20 protein-coding genes are annotated in these 20,217 nt (G+C 63.5%); 15 read left to right on the top strand and 5 right to left on the bottom strand.

The window, feature by feature from the left end; genetic code table 11:
* From YU3_RS0131940 to YU3_RS0131970, 7 genes are all read left to right on the top strand, one after another.
* On the top strand, nucleotides 1-758 hold a 758-nt coding region (locus YU3_RS0131940; protein ID WP_027170006.1), incomplete at its 5' end, for a 2-oxo acid dehydrogenase subunit E2.
* 14 nt (nucleotides 759-772) lie between these two features.
* On the top strand, nucleotides 773-1,198 hold the full coding sequence (locus YU3_RS0131945; RefSeq protein WP_027170007.1) for a hypothetical protein: 426 nt from the start codon (nucleotides 773-775) through the stop codon (nucleotides 1,196-1,198).
* Complete coding sequence (locus YU3_RS0131950; protein WP_027170008.1) at nucleotides 1,195-1,833, top strand: SGNH/GDSL hydrolase family protein; 639 nt, start codon at nucleotides 1,195-1,197, stop codon at nucleotides 1,831-1,833. Before YU3_RS0131945 ends, YU3_RS0131950 begins: the two co-directional genes overlap by 4 nt.
* 27 nt (nucleotides 1,834-1,860) lie before the next feature.
* Nucleotides 1,861-3,309 carry a dihydrolipoyl dehydrogenase gene (lpdA, locus tag YU3_RS0131955; RefSeq protein WP_027170009.1) on the top strand — a complete coding sequence of 483 codons (1,449 nt, stop codon included), beginning with the start codon at nucleotides 1,861-1,863 and terminating at the stop codon, nucleotides 3,307-3,309.
* A gap of 138 nt (nucleotides 3,310-3,447) precedes the next feature.
* On the top strand, nucleotides 3,448-3,705 hold the full coding sequence (locus tag YU3_RS0131960) for a GlsB/YeaQ/YmgE family stress response membrane protein (protein WP_027170010.1): 258 nt from the start codon (nucleotides 3,448-3,450) through the stop codon (nucleotides 3,703-3,705).
* Nucleotides 3,706-3,893: 188 nt separating this feature from the next.
* Nucleotides 3,894-4,859, top strand: a complete 966-nt coding sequence (lipA, locus tag YU3_RS0131965) for a lipoyl synthase (RefSeq protein WP_027170011.1) — start codon at nucleotides 3,894-3,896, stop codon at nucleotides 4,857-4,859.
* A gap of 6 nt (nucleotides 4,860-4,865) precedes the next feature.
* A complete protein-coding gene (locus YU3_RS0131970; protein WP_027170012.1) occupies nucleotides 4,866-5,321 on the top strand; it encodes a type II toxin-antitoxin system RatA family toxin in 456 nt (151 codons plus the stop codon).
* Here YU3_RS0131970 and YU3_RS37940 read toward each other — a convergent pair.
* The 3 genes from YU3_RS37940 to YU3_RS0131990 form a co-directional block, all read right to left on the bottom strand.
* The gene (locus YU3_RS37940) at nucleotides 5,318-5,716 is read right to left on the bottom strand and encodes a GFA family protein (RefSeq protein WP_027170013.1); all 399 of its coding nucleotides are present in this window, start codon (nucleotides 5,714-5,716) and stop codon (nucleotides 5,318-5,320) included. The two genes, YU3_RS0131970 and YU3_RS37940, sit on opposite strands and share 4 nt — an antisense overlap.
* Before the next feature lie 305 nt (nucleotides 5,717-6,021).
* Nucleotides 6,022-6,510, bottom strand: coding sequence for a CinA family protein (locus YU3_RS0131985; RefSeq protein ID WP_027170015.1), 489 nt, complete (start codon nucleotides 6,508-6,510; stop codon nucleotides 6,022-6,024).
* Nucleotides 6,507-7,754, bottom strand: a complete 1,248-nt coding sequence (locus tag YU3_RS0131990) for a bifunctional 2-C-methyl-D-erythritol 4-phosphate cytidylyltransferase/2-C-methyl-D-erythritol 2,4-cyclodiphosphate synthase (RefSeq protein ID WP_027170016.1) — start codon at nucleotides 7,752-7,754, stop codon at nucleotides 6,507-6,509. Before YU3_RS0131990 ends, YU3_RS0131985 begins: the two co-directional genes overlap by 4 nt.
* Nucleotides 7,755-7,894: 140 nt before the next feature.
* On the opposite strand from YU3_RS0131990, the gene dusB reads away from it, so the two are divergent.
* From dusB to hflX, 8 genes are all read left to right on the top strand, one after another.
* A complete protein-coding gene (gene dusB / locus YU3_RS0131995) occupies nucleotides 7,895-8,923 on the top strand; it encodes a tRNA dihydrouridine synthase DusB (protein WP_027170017.1) in 1,029 nt (342 codons plus the stop codon).
* Nucleotides 8,920-10,059 (top strand): nitrogen regulation protein NR(II), encoded by a 1,140-nt coding sequence (locus tag YU3_RS0132000; RefSeq protein WP_027170018.1) that lies wholly within the window; start codon nucleotides 8,920-8,922, stop codon nucleotides 10,057-10,059. Before dusB ends, YU3_RS0132000 begins: the two co-directional genes overlap by 4 nt.
* Nucleotides 10,056-11,516, top strand: coding sequence for a nitrogen regulation protein NR(I) (gene ntrC / locus YU3_RS0132005; RefSeq protein ID WP_027170019.1), 1,461 nt, complete (start codon nucleotides 10,056-10,058; stop codon nucleotides 11,514-11,516). Before YU3_RS0132000 ends, ntrC begins: the two co-directional genes overlap by 4 nt.
* 136 nt (nucleotides 11,517-11,652) lie before the next feature.
* The gene (locus YU3_RS0132010) at nucleotides 11,653-13,944 is read left to right on the top strand and encodes a PAS domain-containing sensor histidine kinase (protein ID WP_027170020.1); all 2,292 of its coding nucleotides are present in this window, start codon (nucleotides 11,653-11,655) and stop codon (nucleotides 13,942-13,944) included.
* Nucleotides 13,934-15,295, top strand: a complete 1,362-nt coding sequence (locus YU3_RS0132015) for a sigma-54 dependent transcriptional regulator (RefSeq protein WP_027170021.1) — start codon at nucleotides 13,934-13,936, stop codon at nucleotides 15,293-15,295. Before YU3_RS0132010 ends, YU3_RS0132015 begins: the two co-directional genes overlap by 11 nt.
* A gap of 162 nt (nucleotides 15,296-15,457) precedes the next feature.
* The gene (locus YU3_RS0132020) at nucleotides 15,458-16,321 is read left to right on the top strand and encodes a D-amino-acid transaminase (RefSeq protein ID WP_027170022.1); all 864 of its coding nucleotides are present in this window, start codon (nucleotides 15,458-15,460) and stop codon (nucleotides 16,319-16,321) included.
* Nucleotides 16,322-16,464: 143 nt separating this feature from the next.
* A complete protein-coding gene (gene hfq, locus YU3_RS0132025; RefSeq protein WP_006202172.1) occupies nucleotides 16,465-16,710 on the top strand; it encodes an RNA chaperone Hfq in 246 nt (81 codons plus the stop codon).
* Nucleotides 16,711-18,099, top strand: a complete 1,389-nt coding sequence (gene hflX, locus YU3_RS0132030) for a GTPase HflX (protein ID WP_027170023.1) — start codon at nucleotides 16,711-16,713, stop codon at nucleotides 18,097-18,099.
* Between the two features lie 8 nt (nucleotides 18,100-18,107).
* On the opposite strand, the gene mazG is transcribed toward hflX, so the two are convergent.
* On the bottom strand, nucleotides 18,108-18,932 hold the full coding sequence (mazG, locus tag YU3_RS0132035; protein ID WP_027170024.1) for a nucleoside triphosphate pyrophosphohydrolase: 825 nt from the start codon (nucleotides 18,930-18,932) through the stop codon (nucleotides 18,108-18,110).
* A gap of 81 nt (nucleotides 18,933-19,013) precedes the next feature.
* Complete coding sequence (locus YU3_RS0132040) at nucleotides 19,014-20,198, bottom strand: amino acid aminotransferase (RefSeq protein WP_027170025.1); 1,185 nt, start codon at nucleotides 20,196-20,198, stop codon at nucleotides 19,014-19,016.
* Nucleotides 20,199-20,217 lie beyond the last annotated feature (19 nt).

Raw genomic sequence — 20,217 nt, forward strand, 5'->3', positions numbered from 1 at the left:
CGAAGCCGATGTCGGACGACCAGGTGCTGAAACTGTTCGCCGAAGGCTCCTATGAACTCGTCCCGCATGACAACATGCGCAAGACCATCGCGCGCCGCCTGGTCGAGGCCAAGTCCACCATCCCGCATTTCTATCTGACGCTCGACTGCGAGCTCGATGCGCTCTTGGCGCTGCGCATGCAGCTCAATGCGGCAGCCCCGATGAAGAAGACGGAGAAGGGCGAGGTTCCCGCCTACAAGCTCTCGGTCAACGACATGGTGATCAAGGCGATGGCCATGGCGCTGATGGCGGTGCCGGATGCCAACGCCTCGTGGACCGACAGCGCCATGGTCAAGCACAAGCATGCCGATGTCGGCGTTGCCGTGTCGATCCCCGGCGGCCTGATCACGCCGATCATCCGCCATGCCGATGAAAAGACGCTGTCGGTCATCTCCAACGAGATGAAGGACCTGGCAGGCCGCGCCAGAAGCCGCAAGCTGAAGCCCGAAGAATACCAGGGCGGCACCACGGCGGTGTCCAATCTGGGCATGTTCGGCGTCAAGGACTTTGCCGCCGTCATCAACCCGCCGCACGCGACGATCCTTGCGGTCGGCGCCGGCGAGGAACGGGCGGTGGTCAAGAAGGGCGAGATCAGAATCGCGACGGTGATGTCGGTGACCTTGTCAACCGATCACCGCGCCGTCGACGGCGCGCTCGGCGCCGAACTCCTCGGCGCCTTCAAGCGCATGGTCGAAAACCCGATGGGCATGCTGGTGTAGGAAGGGAAAAGGCGGTGCGGAAATTCTTCACCAGCCTTTTCGCCTTCATCCTTTCCGGCTTCGCCGGCGGGCTGGTGGCTCAGGAACTCGCCGTCGCCACCGGCGCTCAGGAAGAATACATCATCGTTTTCATGGTCTCGGTGTTGGTGACCCTCGTCGTCACCTTCGTCTTCTTCACGGCGCAGTTCATGGCCGATCCGGCGATTGCCGTGGCCACGGCGGGAAAGTGGTCGCTGATCGCGTTTGCCGTGTTGCTCATCCTGCTGGTCGGCGTCGTTCTGTACACGGATGCCGGCACGGATGTGATCAAGCGCGACGTGCCGATAGTGGCTGGGCTGATCCTACCCGGCATCGTTACGATTGTCGTGCAGTGGCTCTTCGTCCGCTGGCGGGTGGGGCGCGTCCACACGGGTTTTGGTAGAAGCGGGGCAAAGGCGTGAAGACAATTCTGTGCTACGGCGATTCCCTGACCTGGGGCTATGACGCCGCCAGCCTAGGCCGCCACGCGTTGGCGGACCGCTGGCCGAGCGTGCTTGAGGCTGAGCTTGGCGGCGATGTCGAGGTCATCGCCGAGGGCCTGAATGGCCGCACCACCGCCTTCGACGATTACCTGGCCGGCGCCGATCGCAACGGCGCCCGCGTCCTGCCGACGATCCTGACAAGTCATGCGCCGCTCGATCTCGTCATCTTCATGCTCGGCGCCAACGACATGAAGCCGTGGATCCACGGCAATCCCGTCGCCGCCAAGCAGGGCATGGAGCGGCTGATCAATATCGTGCGCGGCCATGACTATCCGTTCGACTGGCCAGCACCGCAGATGCTCATCGTCGCGCCACCCGTCGTGACGCGCACCGACAATGCCGAATTCAAGGAAATGTTCGCCGGCGGCGACGACGCTTCCAAGCGGCTGGCGCCGCAATATTCCCTGCTTGCCGACGAGGCCGGCTGCGGTTTCTTCGACGCCGGCAGCGTCGCCACCACCACGCTGCTCGACGGCGTCCATCTCGACGCCGAGAACACGCGGCGGATCGGCCAGGCGCTTGCGCCGCTCGTGCGCGTCATGCTCTCACTCTAACCCTTAGAAAGATCAGGGAGAAAACCCGTGGCTGAATCCTACGACGTCATCATCATCGGCTCAGGCCCCGGCGGCTATGTCACGGCGGTGCGTTCCGCCCAGCTCGGCTTCAAGACGGCGATCGTCGAGCGCGAGCATCTGGGCGGCATCTGCCTCAACTGGGGCTGCATCCCGACCAAGGCGCTGCTGCGCTCGGCCGAGATCATGCATTATTCAGATCACCTCAAGGATTACGGCCTGAAGCTCGAAGGCGGCAAGGTCAGCCCCGACACGGCAGCCGTGGTCGACCGCTCGCGAAAAGTGTCGCTCAGGTTGAACACCGGCGTCGGCTTCCTGATGAAGAAGAACAAGGTCGACGTCATCTGGGGCGAGGCAAAGCTCTCCAAGCCTGGAGAAGTCGTCGTCTCCAAATCATCGAAGAAACCGATGGAACCGCAACCGCCGGTGCCGAAGGGCGTCAAGGGCGAGGGCACCTACACCGCCAAGCACATCATCCTGGCGACCGGCGCCCGGCCGCGCGCGCTGCCCGGCATCGAGCCCGACGGCAAGCTGATCTGGACCTATTTCGAGGCCATGGTGCCGAAGGAAATGCCGAAGTCGCTGCTGGTCATGGGCTCGGGCGCCATCGGCATCGAATTCGCCTCCTTCTACCGCACCATGGGCGCCGACGTGACGGTGGTCGAGCTCTTGCCGGCGGTGATGCCGGTCGAGGACGCCGAGGTCTCGAAATTCGCGCAGAAGCAGTTCGAGAAGCAAGGGATGAAGATCATCCTCGAAGCCAAGGTGACCAAGGTCGAAAAGGGCGCCAATTCGGTCACTGCGCATGTCGAGATGAAGGACGGCAAGGTCGAGAAGATCACCGCCGACCGCATGATCTCCGCTGTCGGCGTGCAGGGCAATATCGAAAACCTCGGCCTGGAAGCGCTCGGCGTGAAGACCGACCGCGGCTGCGTGGTGGTCGACGGCTACGGCAAGACCAATGTGCCGGGTGTCTACGCCATCGGCGACGTCGCCGGACCGCCGATGCTCGCCCACAAGGCCGAGCATGAGGGCGTCGTCTGCGTCGAGAAGATCGCCAACTTCCCGGGCGTGCACGCCACCGACAAGCTGAAGATCCCCGGCTGCACCTATTGCAGCCCGCAGGTCGCGTCCGTCGGCCTGACGGAAGCGAAGGCCAAGGCGGAAGGCAAGGACATCCGCGTCGGCCGTTTCCCCTTCAGCGCCAACGGCAAGGCCATCGCGCTCGGCGAGGACCAGGGCTTCGTCAAGACCATCTTCGACAAGAAGACCGGACAGCTTCTCGGCGCTCACATGGTCGGCGCCGAGGTGACCGAGCTCATCCAGGGCTTCGTCGTGGCGATGAACCTGGAGACGACAGAGGAAGAGCTGATGCACACCATCTTCCCGCATCCGACGCTGTCGGAGATGATGAAGGAGAGCGTGCTCGACGCCTATGGCCGCGCTTTGAACGCATGATAAATCGCCAATCGGTGATAGATTGCCAATCCGTGCTAATTTGGTTGGGCGAGACTCATGTCCGGCAGCCGGAGGAACCTGACGGCAAGGCAGCTCTTATCCGGATGCATTTTCACCTGATCGAGGAGGACTTGGCATATGCATTTGAATGGCGTCGGCTGGATCGCAGCCATCATCGTCGGAGGTCTGGCGGGCTGGCTCGCCGAGATGGTCATGAAGAGCAACACCGGCATCTTCATGAACATCATCATGGGTATCGTCGGCGCGGTGGTGCTGAACGCGATCCTGCAGGCCCTCAACATCCAGTCTTTCGGCGTCGGCTGGGTAGCCTATCTGATTACCGGCTTCATCGGCGCCTGCCTGCTGATCTTCGTGGGCCGGCTGGTGCGCCGGTAAGGCGCGCGAATGCGTCGCTAAGGCGCGTGAATGCGTCGCTAAGGCGCGCGAATGCGTCGCTGATCGCAGGCAAAGCCTGCTATGCGAAAAAGGCCGTGCCGGCATGCCTGCCGCGGCCTTTTTCTTTGCCTCGAAAAGTCCTAGATGACGAAGGCGTCCGCCGAAATCGCGGCCGCGAAGGGTTTGAGATGGTCACAGTCGTCGACACGATCGCCAACCGGCCGCGCCCGCGGCATCCTGAGAAAGCGCACCGGCCCGACCAGGAAGTGCTGCGCAAGCCCGACTGGATTCGCGTCAAGGCGCCGGTTTCCAAGGGCTATGCCGAAACGCGCGAGATCGTGAAGTCGCACAAGCTGGTGACGGTGTGCGAGGAGGCGGGCTGCCCCAACATCGGCGAATGCTGGGACAAGAAGCACGCCACCTTCATGATCATGGGCGAGATATGCACGCGCGCCTGCGCCTTCTGCAACGTCGCGACCGGCATCCCGACAGCGCTCGATCCCGATGAGCCGGCGCGCGTTGCCCACGCCGTCAAGCAGATGGGCCTGAGCCACGTCGTCATAACCTCCGTCGACCGCGACGATCTTGCCGACGGCGGCGCCCAGCATTTCGCCGAGGTCATCCGCGCCATCCGCGCGGTTACGCCATCGACGACGATCGAGATCCTGACGCCCGACTTCCTGCGCAAGGATGGCGCGCTGGAGATTGTCGTTGCCGCCAAGCCCGACGTCTTCAACCACAATCTCGAAACAGTGCCGTCGAACTACCTGACGGTGCGGCCCGGCGCGCGTTACTTCCATTCGATCCGGCTGTTGCAGCGCGTGAAAGAACTCGACCCTTCGATCTTCACCAAGTCCGGCATCATGGTCGGCCTCGGGGAGGAGCGGAACGAGGTGCTGCAGCTGATGGACGATTTGCGTTCGGCCAATGTCGACTTCATGACCATCGGCCAGTACCTGCAGCCATCGAAGAAGCATCATCCGGTGATCCGATTCATCCCGCCCGACGAGTTCAAGTCCTACGAAACGGTCGGCAAGGCCAAGGGCTTCCTGTTGATGGCGTCGAGCCCACTGACGCGCTCCTCGCATCATGCCGGCGAGGATTTCGCCAGGCTGCGCGCGGCGCGCGAGGCGCAGCTCGCGAAGGCCAGCTGACCTTCAATGCCGAAATTCGAGGCGATACGCCGCGTCGCGCATACACCGGAAGAGATGTTCGCGCTGGTTGCGGACATCGAAGCCTATCCGCAGTTCCTGCCGCTTTGTGAATCGCTCACCGTGCGCTCGCGCAAGGAGCGCGACGGCCGCACCATCCTGGTCGCCGACATGAGCATCGGCTACAAGGCGATCCGCGAAACCTTTACGACGCAGGTGCTGCTCAATCCGGCCGAGCGCGCCATCGACGTCAAATACATCGACGGCCCGTTCAAATATCTCAGCAACATCTGGCGCTTCGATCCCGCAAGCAGCGGCTGCGAGGTGCATTTCTTCATCGACTACGAGTTCAAGAGCCGCATCCTCGGCGCGGTCATGGGCACGATGTTCGACCGTGCCTTCCGCATGTTTTCCGAAGCCTTTGAAAAGCGCGCCAACGTGATTTACGGACCGAAGCCAGCCTAGTCTTTCGTATAGTCAGGCCCAAAACGTGTCGGCAGGCCGTCGGCGAGTTTCAACCAGGGGAGCTTCTCCTCAAAAGCGACATGCAGCGTAGGTACAAATTTTTCCGGCTCCTCCATCGCTGCCGCAAAAAAATGCATGACACCGGACATGTTCTTTGAGCGGAAGGAAAGCGGCGAGCCGCAGTGATCGCAAAATGTTCTTTCCACGCCGGGAGAAGAGTCGAATACCTTCGGTGGCTTACCCAGCCATCGCCATTGGCTGTCCAAGACGCCAATATAGCTGGTCATCGGCGCAGAACATTGCCGCCGACAACTTTCACAATGACAGACCACGCAGGCCTGTGCCGGGCCATCGACTTCAAAACCAATAGCGCCACATAGGCAATGACCACGCATGCAAATTCTCCTTGGGTCGACGAAGACAGCTTCATGCCTGGGCGTGAGGGAGGCGCCATGAAATGCGCCGAGCTGGCGCCCAATTCCGACATTCGGCGCTAGCGATTGTCCTCGCGTGCGCGAGGCGTCGCCTCCAGGCTGCGTTCACTGCCGCTTTTGCGGCATTTTGAAATGCTCGCAGAGTTTCTCCGCCGGGCCGCTGGCGCCGAAGCCCGTCATAGCGATGAAAGTGCCAACGGCGCCTTCTTGTCGAGCATGGCCTTGGCGGTCATCGGATCGTCGCTTCGCTTTTATGAGTCCGCAGTCTAATCTTTGCCGAGTGCCCGCAACCCGAGCTGCAGCGCGTGCCGCACCGTCTCGTGGCGGATGAATTCGCGGCCCTTGTGACCGAACATCCGCCGCTCTGCGACAATTGGTTGCCCGGCCAGCGCGATCCCAAACCAGACGAGCCCGATCGGCTTTTCCGCCGAACCGCCGCCTGGGCCGGCAATACCGGTCACGGCGAGCGAGAGGCTGGCTTGCGAATGCGCCAGCGCGCCTGCCGCCATCTCCAGCACCGTCTCGCGCGAAACCGCGCCATGCGCGTCGAGCGTGGCGGCAGAAACGCCGAGCATCTCCATCTTGGCTTCGTTGGAATAGGTGATGAAGCCGCGATCGACCACGGCCGAGGACCCGGCGATATCGGTGAGCGCGGCAATGATCAGGCCACCGGTGCAGCTTTCGGCCGTCGCCAGCATGATGCCGCGCTGCTGGCAGGCCTGGAGCAGGGCGTTTGCGAGTTCAGCGTTGCTCATGCCGGCACCTCGCCCGGATAGACGACGCTGGCCGTGGCGATCGCGGCGATGCCTTCGCCGCGCCCGACAAAGCCGAGCTTCTCGTTTGTCGTCGCTTTGATCGAAATGCGCTCGGGCGCAATGCCGAGCATGGCCGAAAGCGCTTGCGTCATTGCCGCGCGATGCGGCCCGACGCGTGGCGCCTCGCAGATCAGCGTGATGTCGGCATTGGCGATGCGGCCGCCGCGCCCGCGTACCAGCTTCGCTGCGTGCTCGACGAATATCTTCGAGGCGGCGCCTTTCCATTGCGGGTCCGATGGCGGGAAATGCGTGCCGATATCGCCGGCGCCGCAGGTGGCGAGCAGCGCGTCGGTCAGCGCATGCAGCCCGACATCGGCATCGGAGTGGCCGGAGAGTTTTCGCTCGTAGGGAATGGCGACGCCGCAGAGCGTGACATGGTCGCCTGGCTCGAACGCATGCACGTCGTAACCATTTCCGGTCCGGATATCCGGGAAGCGCGGCTGTGCGCTCAAGAGCCGCTGGTCGGCCAATGCAATGTCCCTTGCCCAGGTGAGTTTGACGTTGTCCGGCGATCCGGGAACGATCTTGACAGGTATCTGCGCCCATTCGGCGATCGCCGCATCGTCGGTGAACTCCGTCTTGCCCAGATGATGCGCCTTCTCATGCGCGGCCAGCAGCGGCCAGAACGGAAAGCCCTGCGGCGTCTGCGCCGCATGAAGGCCGGCTCTCGATATCGTCTCGTCGATCATGCCGGTAGCCGATTCCCGCTTCAGCGTGTCGGCAACAGGCAGTGCCGGCAGCGCGCCCTGGCGCTCGTCGATGGCTTCGATGGTGCGGTCGATCAGCCCGGCGTCGACGAACGGGCGCACGGCGTCATGCACCAGCACTTTTGCGGGTGCCTGGTCCCTCAGCGCCAGGAGACCGAGCCGGACGGACGCCTGGCGCGAAGGGCCGCCGACGACGGCGACAAGACGATCGCCATGCGCTTCGGCCGCGCGTTGGAAGAGCTCGGCATCGTCGGCGTGGATAGCCACGACTACGGGGCCGATCATCGGATGGGAGAGAAAGATATCCAGCGTATGCGTGATGACGGCACGGCCGCCGATGCGCTGATATTGTTTCGGACCGTCGTCCTGTCCGGCGCGCGCGCCACGGCCGGCGGCAACGATCACCACCCCGATCCCGCCGCTCGGACCCGCCACTTGCTTTTCGCCGGCCGCTTGCTTTTCGCTTGCCTCGCTCATTCCGATCGGTCCTAGCCGCGGTAATGGCCGAAGGCCAGCATTTTCCAAAATGCGCCTTAATGTGACGTCATTGCGCGTTGCACAATGCCACACTTCTGGCTAGAGAATGTGCAACGATCGAATATGCTTGGTTTTTGTGCATGACTGAACTGACCACATTGGCATCGCCACTCGATGTCGGCTGCGTGAGAATCCGCAATCGCGTTTTCCTGGCGCCGATGTCGGGCATCACCGACGAGCCGTTCCGGCAGCGCGCCCACGCGCATGGCGCCGGGCTGGTCGTGTCGGAAATGGTGGCGAGCGGCGAACTGGCCAAGGGCAGGGCCGGCTGCGACCTTCGTATCCGTCATTCCGGCCTGCCGGTGCATATGGTGCAGTTGGCCGGCCGCGAGGCCGTCCATATGGGCGAGGGCGCGCGAATCGCGGCGGGCGAGGGCGCCGATATCATCGACATCAACATGGGTTGCCCGGCGAAGAAGGTGACCGGCGGCTATGCCGGTTCGGCGCTGATGCGCGATCTCGACCACGCGCTGTCACTGATCGAGGCGGTCGTCGGCGCCGTTTCGGTGCCGGTGACCGTCAAGATGCGGCTCGGCTGGGACGAAAGCGCCCTCAACGCGCCGATGCTGGCGCGCCGCGCCGAACAGGCGGGCGTCAGGATGGTGACCGTGCATGGCCGCACGCGATGCCAGTTCTACCAGGGCAAGGCCGACTGGCGGGCGATCAGGCGCGTCAAGGAAGCGGTCTCCATACCGGTGGTGGCCAATGGCGATATCGGTTCGCCGCAAGAGGCCGCGGCAATCCTCGAACAGTCCGGCGCCGACGCCGTGATGATCGGCCGCGCGCATTACGGCGCGCCATGGGTCGCCGGCGGCATCGCGACAGCCGCAGCCGGCGCACGCGCGCAAGGTATCCCGCAAGCGCCGGAAGCACTCGCCGACTACGTCGTCTCGCATTACGAGGACATGCTCTCGCTCTACGGCATTGAAAGCGGACTGCGCCAGGCGCGCAAGCATCTCGGCTGGTATCTCGACCGACATGCTCCCGATGTCCGCGCCGAACAGCGCAAACGCATTCTCACGTCCTTTGAGCCAGTTGAAGTCGTCGCTGAACTGCGCCGCTTGTTCGCCGATAGCCCGTCATCGATCAGCCTGCGGAGCGCGGCATGAAGGCCAACGTCCAGCCGACCGATATGGCGGATGCCGCCAATATCGTCCTCAACACCATCCGCCGGCCGGTAATCATGGTCGATACCGACGGCTTTATCACTTTCGCCAATGCGGATGCCGAGGACTTCTTCCGCTCAAGCGCCACCATGCTCGCACGCAATACGCTCTCCAAGCTGGTGCCGTTCGGCAGCCCGCTGCTGACGCTGGTCGACCAGGTGCGCGAGCGCCGCGCGCCGGTCAACGAATACCGCGTCGACGTATCGTCGCCGCGCCTCGGCATCGAGAAGATGGTCGACCTCTATGTCGCGCCGGTGCCGGAGTTTCCGGGCTCCGTCGTCGTCATGTTCCAGGAACGGTCGATGGCCGACAAGATCGACCGCCAGATGACCCATCGCGGGGCGGCCCGCTCCGTCACCGGCCTTGCTGCCATGCTGGCGCATGAGATCAAGAATCCGCTCTCCGGCATCCGCGGCGCCGCCCAACTGCTCGAGCTTTCCGCTTCCGACGAGGATCGCGCGCTCACCCGCCTGATCACCGACGAGACCGACCGCATCGTCTCGCTGGTCGACCGCATGGAAGTATTTTCCGACGAACGGCCGATCGAGCGCTATCCGGTAAACATCCATGTCGTGCTGGATCATGTGAAGGCGATCGCCAAGAACGGTTTTGCAAGACGGATCAAGATCTTGGAGGAATATGATCCATCATTGCCTCCGGTCTTCGCCAACCGCGACCAGTTGATCCAGGTCTTCCTCAATCTGGTCAAGAACGCCGCCGAGTCGATCGGTGCCGATCCGCAGGGCGAGATCTTGCTCTCGACCGCCTTCCGTCCGGGCATCCGCGTTTCTGTGCCTGGCACGCAGGACCGTGTCTCGCTGCCGCTGGAATTCTGCGTGCATGACAACGGACCCGGTGTTTCCGAGGACATCCTGCCGATCCTGTTCGATCCGTTTATCACCACCAAGCCGAACGGATCCGGCCTGGGACTGGCCCTGGTCGCCAAGATCGTTGGCGAGCATGGCGGCATCATCGAATGCGATTCGACGTCGCGCGGGACCACTTTCCGCGTCCTGTTGCCGGCCTGGAAGGAGACTTCGCCAGGCTCGGGCGATGAAGCAGAAGGAGACCGCAAATGAGCATTCGCGGCAATATTTTGGTCGCTGACGACGATGCGGCCATCCGCACGGTGCTCAACCAGGCGCTGTCGCGCGTCGGCCACGAGGTGCGTGTCACCTCCAACGCCTCGACGCTGTGGCGCTGGGTGGCGGCGGGCGAGGGCGATCTCGTCATCACCGATGTGGTGATGCCGGACGAAAACGCCTTCGACATGCTGCCGCGCATCAAGAAGGCGCGGCCCGAGCTGCCGGTCATCGTCATGAGCGCCCAGAACACGTTCATGACCGCCATCCGCGCCTCCGAGACCGGCGCCTACGAATATCTGCCGAAGCCGTTCGACCTCACCGAACTGCTCAACATCGTCAACCGGGCGCTGGCCGAGCCCAAGCGGCCGAAGCTCGATTCCCGCGCGGAAGACCAGCCGGAGACGATGCCGTTGGTTGGCCGCTCCGCCGCCATGCAGGACATCTACCGCATGCTGGCGCGCATGATGCAGACCGATCTGACGGTCATGATCAGCGGCGAGTCCGGCACCGGCAAGGAGCTGGTGGCGCGCGCGCTGCACGAATATGGCCGCCGCCGCGGCGGCCCGTTCGTGGCCATCAACATGGCGGCTATCCCGCGCGACCTCATCGAATCTGAGCTGTTCGGCCACGAGAAAGGCGCCTTCACCGGCGCCCAGAACCGTTCCAGCGGCCGCTTCGAACAGGCGGAGGGCGGCACGCTGTTCCTCGATGAGATCGGCGACATGCCGATGGAGGCGCAGACCCGCCTGTTGCGCGTGCTGCAACAGGGCGAATACACCACGGTCGGCGGCCGCACGCCGATCAAGACCGACGTGCGCATCGTTGCGGCCACCAACAAGGATCTGCGCACGCTGATCAACCAGGGTCTGTTCCGCGAAGATCTGTTCTACCGCCTCAACGTCGTGCCGCTGAGGCTGCCGGCGCTGCGCGAGCGTTCCGAGGACATTCCCGATCTGGTGCGGCACTTCTTCAAGCAGGGCGCCAGCGAGGGCCTGCAGACCAAGCGCATTTCGTCCGGCGGCATCGAGCTTATGAAGCGCTATCCCTGGCCCGGTAACGTGCGCGAGCTGGAAAACCTGGTGCGCCGGCTGGCCGCCCTCTACTCGCAGGACGAGATTTCATCGGAGATCATCGAGTCCGAGCTGAAGACCGGCGATAGGCCGGTCGTGCCCGATGGCGGCGCGCTCATTCCCGACGATCTGTCGATCGGCCAGGCGGTCGAACATTTCCTGCAGCGCTATTTTGCCTCCTTTGCCGGCGACTTGCCGCCGGCCGGGCTCTACCAGCGCATCCTTGCCGAGGTCGAATATCCGCTGGTGCTGGCTTCGATGACGGCGACGCGCGGCAACCAGATCAAGGCGGCCGAGCTCCTGGGGCTCAACCGCAACACGCTGCGCAAGAAAATCCGCGAGCTTGGCGTCAACGTCTACAAATCGGCTAGGCAACCGTAGCGTCACTCATCCTTCCGGCAAATTGGCTGCTTTCGCAAATTGGTCGGGGAAAGATTTCCGTCTCGGCCACACTTGTTGCATAATCGCCACAATGCGTTGCATACATCCGACGCAATGACCGACTCTGTACCGCGACATGGCAGCTGAGGCTCCGACCCTGAACAAATCGCTTTTCAACCAGACCGGCACGCGTGACGGCCGACGGTTGCTGGCGTTGCCCGGCGTGGTCGCCATCGCCGGCGCGATGATCACGGCGGCGATCTCGTTTGTGATCCTGGTCGGCGCAACGCCGATCGCCCCGACCGCCAATGCGACCTGGGCCCTGATCGCGGCCAATGCCGTCTTTGTTCTGTTCCTGATCACGTTGATCGCCCGCGAGGTGCGTCGTATCGTCCTGGCGCGGCGCCACGGCAGGGCCGCCTCGCGGCTGCATGTGCGCATCGTCGCGATGTTCGCGCTGGTTGCCGCCATTCCGGCTATCATGGTGGCGATCATCGCCTCGATCACGCTCGACATCGGCCTCGACCGCTGGTTCGAACTCCGCACCAAGACGATCGTCAACTCGTCGCTGTCGATCGCCGACGCCTACGTGCAGGAGAACGCTCGCAACCTCCAGGGCACGACATTGTCGATGGCATATGATCTCGATGCCTCGCGCACGCTTTACGGCCTCGACCGGGGCGGTTTCCTCGATTTGTTGAACAAGGAAGCCGTGGGGCGCGGCCTGGCGCACGCGGCCCTCATCAAGCCTGACGGCTCGTTCGTCATGAACGCCAAGACCGACGCCGATTTCCCGATGCCCGAGCCTCCGTCGGGCGCCGTCGAAACCGCGGTCGACGGCAAGCCGGTGCTGATAGAACCGCGCACCCGCAACATCATGGGCGCCATCATCAAACTGCGCGAGATCGAAGGGCTTTACCTCTATACGATCCGGCTGGTCGATCCCGATGTGATCAAGGCGCGTCAGATCGTCAGGTCCAACACCGACGAATACCGCAATCTGGAGGATAACCGCCGGACCTCGCAGGTCGCCTTTGCGCTGCCTTACCTGTCGCTGACGCTGATCATCACGCTCTCGGCGATCTGGACCGGCATTGCGGTTGCCGACCGGATCGTGCGGCCGATCCGCCAGCTGATCGGCGCCGCCGACGAAGTGGCGACCGGCAATCTCGACGTGGCCGTTCCGGTGCGCCAGTCCGACGGCGACGTGGCCTCGCTTGGCGAGACCTTCAACAACATGATCCTGGAGCTCAAATCGCAACGCAACGAGTTGATGTCGGCCAAGGACCTGATCGACGAGCGGCGCCGCTTCTCCGAAGCGGTGCTGGAGGGCGTCACCGCCGGCGTCATCGGCGTCGATCCCTACGGCATCGTCACCATCGTCAACCGCTCGGCCGAAACCATGCTGGCGATTTCGGCAAACGCGACGCTCGGCCAGAACCTTTCAGCGGTGCTGCCGCTTGTCGGCCGCGTCTTCGAGATCGGACGGCAGTCCGGCAAGCCGGTCTATCGAGAGCAGGTGACTTTTTTCCGCACCGGTCTGGAGCGCACTTTCAATGTCCAGGTCACCGTCGAGTCCGGCGACGACGGCGAGGAAGAGAAGTCCTATGTGGTCACCGTCGACGACATCACCGATCTCGTCCAGGCGCAGCGGTCGTCGGCCTGGGCGGATGTTGCCCGGCGCATAGCGCATGAGATCAAGAACCCGCTGACGCCGATCCAGCTGTCGGCCGAGCGCATCAGGCGCCGCTACGGCAAGGTCATCACCGAGGATCGCGAGGTCTTCGACCAGTGCACCGATACCATCATCCGCCAGGTCGAGGACATCGGCCGCATGGTCGACGAATTTTCCGCCTTTGCCCGCATGCCGAAGCCGGAGATGAAAGCGATCGACCTGCGTGAATCGCTGCGCGAAGCGTCCTTCCTGGTCGAGGTCAGCCGCTCCGACATCGCCTTCGAGCGCGATTTCGGCAGCGAGCCGTTGAAAGGCACTTTCGACAGCCGCCTGATGGCGCAGGCCTTCGGCAACCTCGTCAAGAACGCTGCCGAGGCGATCGACGGACTTGATGCGCAAGACCGTTCGGACGGCACAATCCGGATTCAAGCCGGACGCCAAGATGGCGCCATACGAATCGACGTTATCGACAACGGCAAGGGGCTGCCGCGCGAAAATCGCCAAAGGCTGCTCGAGCCCTATATGACGACGCGCGAGAAGGGGACCGGGCTTGGCCTCGCTATCGTCAAGAAGATCGTGGAGGACCATGGCGGCCGTCTCGAACTGCACGACGCGCCAGCGGATTTCCATGGTGGTCGGGGTGCGATGATCTCGATCATCCTGCCCCCGGCAACGATCGTAGCCGCGCCGCCACGCGGTGAAGGTCGAAGCGAACACGAAAGAGAAACTGAAAAGGTCGGTAATGGCGTCTGACATTCTCATCGTCGATGACGAGGAAGACATCCGCGAACTTGTCGCCGGTATCCTGAGCGACGAGGGTCATGAAACCCGCACGGCCCATGATGCCGACAGCGCGCTTGCGTCGATTGCCGATCGCGCGCCGCGGCTGATTTTCCTCGACATCTGGCTGCAGGGCTCGCGCCTCGACGGCCTGGCGCTGCTCGACGAGATCAAGATCATGCATCCGAGCATGCCGGTGGTGATGATCTCCGGCCACGGCAACATCGAAACGGCGGTCTCGGCCATCCGGCGCGGCGCGTATGACTTCATCGAGAAGCCGTTCAAGGCCGATCGCCTCATCCTGGTCGCCGAACGCGCGCTGGAGACGTCCAAGCTGCGGCGCGAGGTTTCCGACCTCAAGCTGCGCAGCGGCGAGACCTTCGACCTGATCGGCATGTCGTCGGCGATGAGCCAGCTGCGGCAGACCATCGAGCGCGTCGCCCCGACCAACAGCCGCGTCATGATCGTCGGCCCCTCCGGTTCCGGCAAGGAATTGACGGCGCGAGCCATCCACGCGCTCTCGTCGCGCAAGGCTGGCCCGTTCGTGACGCTGAGCGCGGCCAACATCACGCCCGAGCGTATGGAGATCGAACTGTTCGGTACCGAATCGAACGGCACCGAGCGCAAGGTCGGCGCGCTGGAAGAGGCGCATCGCGGCATCCTCTACATCGACGAAGTCGCCGATATGCCGCGCGAGACGCAGAACAAGATCCTGCGCGTGCTGGTCGAGCAGCAATTCGAACGTGTAGGCGGCACCAAGCGCGTCAAGGTCGATGTCCGCATCATCTCCTCGACCTCGCAGAATCTCGAAGCGATGATCGCTGACGGCCGCTTCCGCGAGGACCTTTACCATCGTCTGGCGGTGGTCCCGGTCATGGTGCCGGGGCTCGCCGAGCGGCGCGAGGATATCCCTTACCTCGTCGACAATTTCATGAAGCAGATCGCGCGCCAGTCCGGCATAAGGCCGCGCCGCATCGGTGACGACGCGCTGGCTGTGCTGCAGGCCCATAACTGGCCGGGCAACGTTCGCCAGCTGCGCAACAATGTCGAGCGATTGATGATCCTGGCGCGAGGGGACGAGGTCGACGCGCCGATCACGGCCGACCTTCTGCCGTCCGAGATCGGCGACGTCATGCCGCGCACACCCAACCAGTCGGATCAGCACATCATGGCGCTGCCGCTGCGCGAGGCGCGCGAGCAATTCGAGAAGGACTACCTGATCGCCCAGATCAACCGCTTCGGCGGCAACATCTCGAAGACGGCCGAATTCATCGGCATGGAACGCTCGGCCCTGCATCGAAAGCTGAAGTCGCTGGGTGTGTAAAAGCAATTCCAGGAAAAGTGCGCAGCGGTTAGGCTCGGCGGCTTCGCCGTATCCTTCCGTCCGGAATTGCGTAAACTTCCAGGGGCGGTTGGCCCACGTGATTGTCCATTACCGCGGCGGCGGAATCGCCTAAGAAAGCCATACGTTTCCCCTGAGGTGCCCATGCCGCGCATTGCCTATGTCAACGGGCGCTATGTCGTCCATGCTGAAGCCCGCGTCCACATCGAAGACCGCGGCTACCAGTTCGCCGATGGCGTCTATGAGGTCTGCGAGGTGGCACGAGGCCATATCGTCGACATGCCGCGCCATCTTGCCCGGCTCAAACGCTCGCTGAAGGAACTGTCGATCGTCTGGCCGGTCTCTGAAGGCGTACTGCCGATGCTGGTGCGCGAGGTGGTCAATCGCAACGGCGTGGTCAACGGCCTTGTCTATGTGCAGGTGACGCGCGGCGTCGCCAGCCGGGAGTTCGTATTTCCGCCGGCAGGCACAAGGCCTTCCCTGGTCATAACCGCCAGAAAAGCCGATCCGGCCGCGGGGGCGAAGCGGGTGGAGACCGGCATCAAGGTCATCACCGTCCCGGAGAATCGCTGGGACCGGGTCGACATCAAGAGCACGGGCCTGTTGCCCAATGTGCTCGCCAAGCAGAAGGCCAAGGAAGCCGGCGCCCAGGAAGCCTGGTTCGTCGACACCGACGGCAACGTCAAGGAAGGCGGTTCGTCCAACGCCTGGATCGTGACCCGGGACGGCGTCCTGGTGACCCGGCCGGCCGAGCATGGTATCCTGCGTGGCATCACCCGCACGACGCTTTTCGATGTCGCCGCCAAGCTCGGCCTCAGGATCGAGGAGCGCGGCTTTTCGGTCGCCGAAGCCAAGGCCGCCAGGGAGGCATTTATCAGCTCGGCGACCACGATCGCCATGCCGGTGGTCGAAATTGACGGCGCGCCGATCGCAAATGGCCATCCTGGTTCTACGACACTTTCGTTGCGGCAGGCCTTTTTTGACATTGCGGAAAAAAGTCCAGCCTGATAACCGCACAACTGGAATGAACCTCAACTATCTCGTTCTGCTTGCCTTTGTATCGGCAAGAGGGGGTTTGCGCGCTTGACAGGTGCTGCGTAATTTGGCGCATTGGCTCGCAAACCGAAGGGGATCGGCGAAAGACAAGAAAAATGGCGGAACGATCGCAAAATCTTCAGGACCTGTTCCTGAATTCAGTTCGCAAGAGCAAAAATCCACTTACCATCTTCCTCATCAATGGCGTGAAGCTGACCGGTGTGGTCACTTCGTTCGACAATTTTTGTGTGTTGTTGCGGCGTGATGGGCACTCCCAGCTCGTCTACAAGCACGCCATTTCCACGATCATGCCGAGCCAGCCGGTTCAGATGTTCGATGGTGAGGAAAGCCAGGGCGCCTGATTGGCACGTGAGAAGGACGCGGACGGTACGGTTCGCGGAAAACCAGCACATCATCCCGGGACGGAAGCCAAGGGTCCGACCCGGGCTGTCGTTATTGTGCCGGTGCTTACCCGCCAGCCGCGCGGCGACGATGAGTCCAGCCGTCCGCGTCTGAGCCGTTCGGCCGATGCCCGCCACGACGAAGCCGTCGGGCTTGCCAACGCCATCGACCTCGATCCGGTCCACACGGCGGTGGTGACGGTCGCCGATCCGCGGCCGGCGACGCTGCTCGGCAGCGGCAAGGTGGCCGAGTTCGCCGACATCGTGAAGGAGCGCAAGGCGGAGCTGGTCATCGTCGACCATCCGCTGACGCCGGTGCAGCAGCGTAATCTCGAAAAGGAACTGAACGCCAAGGTGCTCGACCGCACCGGGCTCATTCTCGAGATCTTCGGCGAGCGGGCGCGCACCAAGGAAGGCGCGCTGCAGGTCGAGCTCGCGCATCTCAATTATCAGAAGGGCCGGCTTGTGCGGAGCTGGACCCACCTTGAGCGGCAACGCGGCGGCGCCGGCTTCCTCGGCGGTCCCGGCGAAACCCAGATCGAATCCGATCGCCGCATCCTGCAGGACAAGATCACCAAGCTGAAGCATGAGCTGGAAACGGTGCGCCGCACGCGCGACCTGCATCGGGCCAAGCGCAAAAAGGTGCCGTTCCCGGTGGTGGCGATCGTCGGCTATACCAATGCCGGCAAGTCGACGCTGTTCAACCGGCTGACCGGGGCAGGGGTGCTGGCCGAGGACATGCTGTTCGCCACGCTGGACCCCACGCTTCGGCGCGTACGGTTGCCGCATGGCACGCCGGTCATCCTGTCGGACACGGTCGGCTTCATCTCCGACCTGCCGACGCATCTGGTCGCCGCGTTCCGGGCCACGCTGGAAGAAGTCGTCGAAGCCGATCTGGTGTTGCATCTGCGCGACATTTCCGATCCGGACACGGCCGCCCAGGCGGAAGATGTCGAGCGTATCCTTGGCGATCTCGGCGTCGATGCCGCCGACACGAATCGCGTGATCGAGGTCTGGAACAAGATCGACCTGCTCGACGAAGGCAATCGCGAGCGACTGCTTGCCGAAAGCGCCAGCGGCAAGGCGCCGCCGATCGCGATATCGGCGGTCACCGGCGAAGGGATCGACGCGCTGAAGGCGCTCATCGAGACGCGCGTGTCGGGCGAGCTGGAAACAATGACGGTGACGTTGAACCCGGCCCAGCTCGGCCAGGTCGACTGGCTGTACCGCAACGGCGACGTCGTTTCGCGTACCGACAATGAAGATGGCAGCGTCACCCTCTCGCTAACGGCCACGCACAGCGCCAGGCAAGAAATCGACAGCAGGCTGCACCGCAAGAACAACGGCTAACGAATTGCTTATTTTTCGCTTTTAGCCTTCTGCCAAAGCGCTTCCATCTCGTCCAGCGTTGCCTTCTCCAGCGAGCCGCCCGAAGCCTCCAAGGCCTGCTCGACATAGTGAAATCGCGACCGGAATTTTTCGTTGGTGCCGCTGAGCGCCGCTTCGGAATCGAGTTTTAGGTGGCGGCCGAGATTGACGAAGGCAAACAGCATGTCGCCGAACTCGTCCTTGATGGGTGCAGCGTCGCCCGTGGCCAGCGCCTCGCGCAACTCGCCGATCTCTTCCTCTATCTTGTCGAGGATGGGTGCTGCCTCGCTCCAGTCGAAGCCGACGCGCGCGGCTTTCTCCTGCAGTTTCAGGGCACGTGTCAGGGCAGGGAGCGCCACTGGAACGCTGTCGAGATAACCTTTGCCGTGATCCTCGGGATCGAGCCCGCGGGCAATACGAGCGTCGCGCTTCTCGGCTTTTTCGCCCGCCTTGATCTTCTCCCACATGCCCTTGGCCATGCCGGCGCTGCGCGCCTTCTCGTCGCCGAAGACGTGCGGATGGCGGCGGATCATCTTGGTGGTGATGGCTTCGACGACATCGGCGAAAGCAAACTCGCCGATCTCCTCAGCCATCTGCGCGTGATAGACGACTTGAAGCAGCAGGTCGCCCAGTTCCTCGCGCAGATCGTCGAAGTCGCCGCGCGCGATCGCATCGGCCACCTCATAGGCTTCCTCGACCGTATAAGGCGCGATGGTCGAGAAATTCTGCTCGACATCCCAGGGGCAGCCCGTCTTCGGCGCTCTCAGCGCCGCCATGATCTCGATCAGCCGGGAAATATCTTTCGAGGGTTTCATCCTGCAAACCCTAGCGCGCAGCGCGGCGGGCGACCAATCCCCTCGGCCGGCAAAAGCCCATTGTCCACAGTTGCGCGGGCTCTAGTCGAGCACCGAGACGATCGCCTTGGCGAGATCGTCCATGCCGTCCTCCGGCAGGCCGGCCACGTTGATGCGGCTGTCGCCCACCATATAGACGGCGTGCTCGGAACGCAGCCGTTCGACCTGCGCCTCGGTCAGCCCAAGCCGCGAGAACATGCCGCGATGGCTGGCGACGAAATCGAAGCGGTCGGAGTTGGACTGCCGACGCAACGCCTCGGCGAAGGCGACGCGCAGCCTGAGCATGCGCAGCCGCATCTCCTCGAGTTCGGCCTCCCAGTCGGCCTTCAATCCGCTGTCCTCCAGCACCATGCGCACCGCCGCCGCGCCGTGATCGGGCGGCATGGAATAGAGCGCACGCGCGGCCGCCAGCATCTGGCTCATCGCCACATCCGCCTGGGCGCCGTCCTTGGCCATGATCATCGCGGCGCCGACGCGGTCGCGATAGACCGCGAAATTCTTCGAGCAGCTTGAGGCGACGACCATTTCCGGCACTTTGCCGGCCAGCAGCCGCAGGCCGGCGGCGTCGGCGTCGAGGCCCTCGCCAAAGCCCTGATAGGCGATGTCGACGAAAGGCAGCAGGCCGCGCTCCAGCACCACATCGGCGACCTTGGCCCACTGCGCGATATCGAGATTGGCGCCGGTCGGGTTGTGGCAGCAGCCGTGCAGCAGCACGACATCGCCGTTGTTGGCAACTTTTAGCGCCGCCAGCATCTCATCGAAGCGAACGGCACCCGAAGCGGCATCGAAATAGGGATAGTCGCGCACCTGGAGGCCGGCGGCGCGCATCACCGGCAGATGGTTCGGCCAGGTCGGATCGGACAGCCAGACCGTCGCGCCGGCGCGCGTACGCTGCAGAAGCTCGGCCACCAGCCTGAGCGCGCCCGATCCACCCGGCGCCTGTGCGGCGCGGATGCGCGAATGGTCGGCCTTCTCGCCGAAGGCAAGCTTGACCATGGCGGCGTTGAAGCCGGTATCGCCTGCAAGCCCGAGATAGGTCTTGGTGTCCTGGCTCGCCAGCAGCCGCTTCTCGGCCTCGCGCACCGCGCGCATCACCGGCGTCCTGCCGTCGATGTCCTTGTAGACGCCGACACCGAGGTCGACTTTGCCGGGCCGCGGATCGTTGCGATATAGGCCGATCAGGGCAAGGATCTTGTCGGCGGGCGCGGGCTGCAGGGTCTCGAACATCGATAGGACTCCAATGGCG

It is taken from the genome of Mesorhizobium sp. WSM3224 (genome assembly GCF_000427725.1).
In the GTDB taxonomy this organism is placed as follows: Bacteria; Pseudomonadota; Alphaproteobacteria; order Rhizobiales; family Rhizobiaceae; genus Mesorhizobium.

Coding starts and splice junctions, on each gene's coding strand:
- YU3_RS0131960 (WP_027170010.1), top strand. CDS start 3,448: ATGCATTTGAATGGCGTCGGCTGGATCGCAGCCATCATCGTCGGAGGT.
- lipA (WP_027170011.1), top strand. CDS start 3,894: ATGGTCACAGTCGTCGACACGATCGCCAACCGGCCGCGCCCGCGGCAT.
- YU3_RS0131970 (WP_027170012.1), top strand. CDS start 4,866: ATGCCGAAATTCGAGGCGATACGCCGCGTCGCGCATACACCGGAAGAG.
- YU3_RS37940 (WP_027170013.1), bottom strand. CDS start 5,716: ATGCGTGGTCATTGCCTATGTGGCGCTATTGGTTTTGAAGTCGATGGC.
- YU3_RS0131985 (WP_027170015.1), bottom strand. CDS start 6,510: ATGAGCAACGCTGAACTCGCAAACGCCCTGCTCCAGGCCTGCCAGCAG.
- YU3_RS0131990 (WP_027170016.1), bottom strand. CDS start 7,754: ATGAGCGAGGCAAGCGAAAAGCAAGCGGCCGGCGAAAAGCAAGTGGCG.
- dusB (WP_027170017.1), top strand. CDS start 7,895: ATGACTGAACTGACCACATTGGCATCGCCACTCGATGTCGGCTGCGTG.
- YU3_RS0132000 (WP_027170018.1), top strand. CDS start 8,920: ATGAAGGCCAACGTCCAGCCGACCGATATGGCGGATGCCGCCAATATC.
- ntrC (WP_027170019.1), top strand. CDS start 10,056: ATGAGCATTCGCGGCAATATTTTGGTCGCTGACGACGATGCGGCCATC.
- YU3_RS0132010 (WP_027170020.1), top strand. CDS start 11,653: ATGGCAGCTGAGGCTCCGACCCTGAACAAATCGCTTTTCAACCAGACC.
- YU3_RS0132015 (WP_027170021.1), top strand. CDS start 13,934: ATGGCGTCTGACATTCTCATCGTCGATGACGAGGAAGACATCCGCGAA.
- YU3_RS0132020 (WP_027170022.1), top strand. CDS start 15,458: ATGCCGCGCATTGCCTATGTCAACGGGCGCTATGTCGTCCATGCTGAA.
- hfq (WP_006202172.1), top strand. CDS start 16,465: ATGGCGGAACGATCGCAAAATCTTCAGGACCTGTTCCTGAATTCAGTT.
- mazG (WP_027170024.1), bottom strand. CDS start 18,932: ATGAAACCCTCGAAAGATATTTCCCGGCTGATCGAGATCATGGCGGCG.
- YU3_RS0132040 (WP_027170025.1), bottom strand. CDS start 20,198: ATGTTCGAGACCCTGCAGCCCGCGCCCGCCGACAAGATCCTTGCCCTG.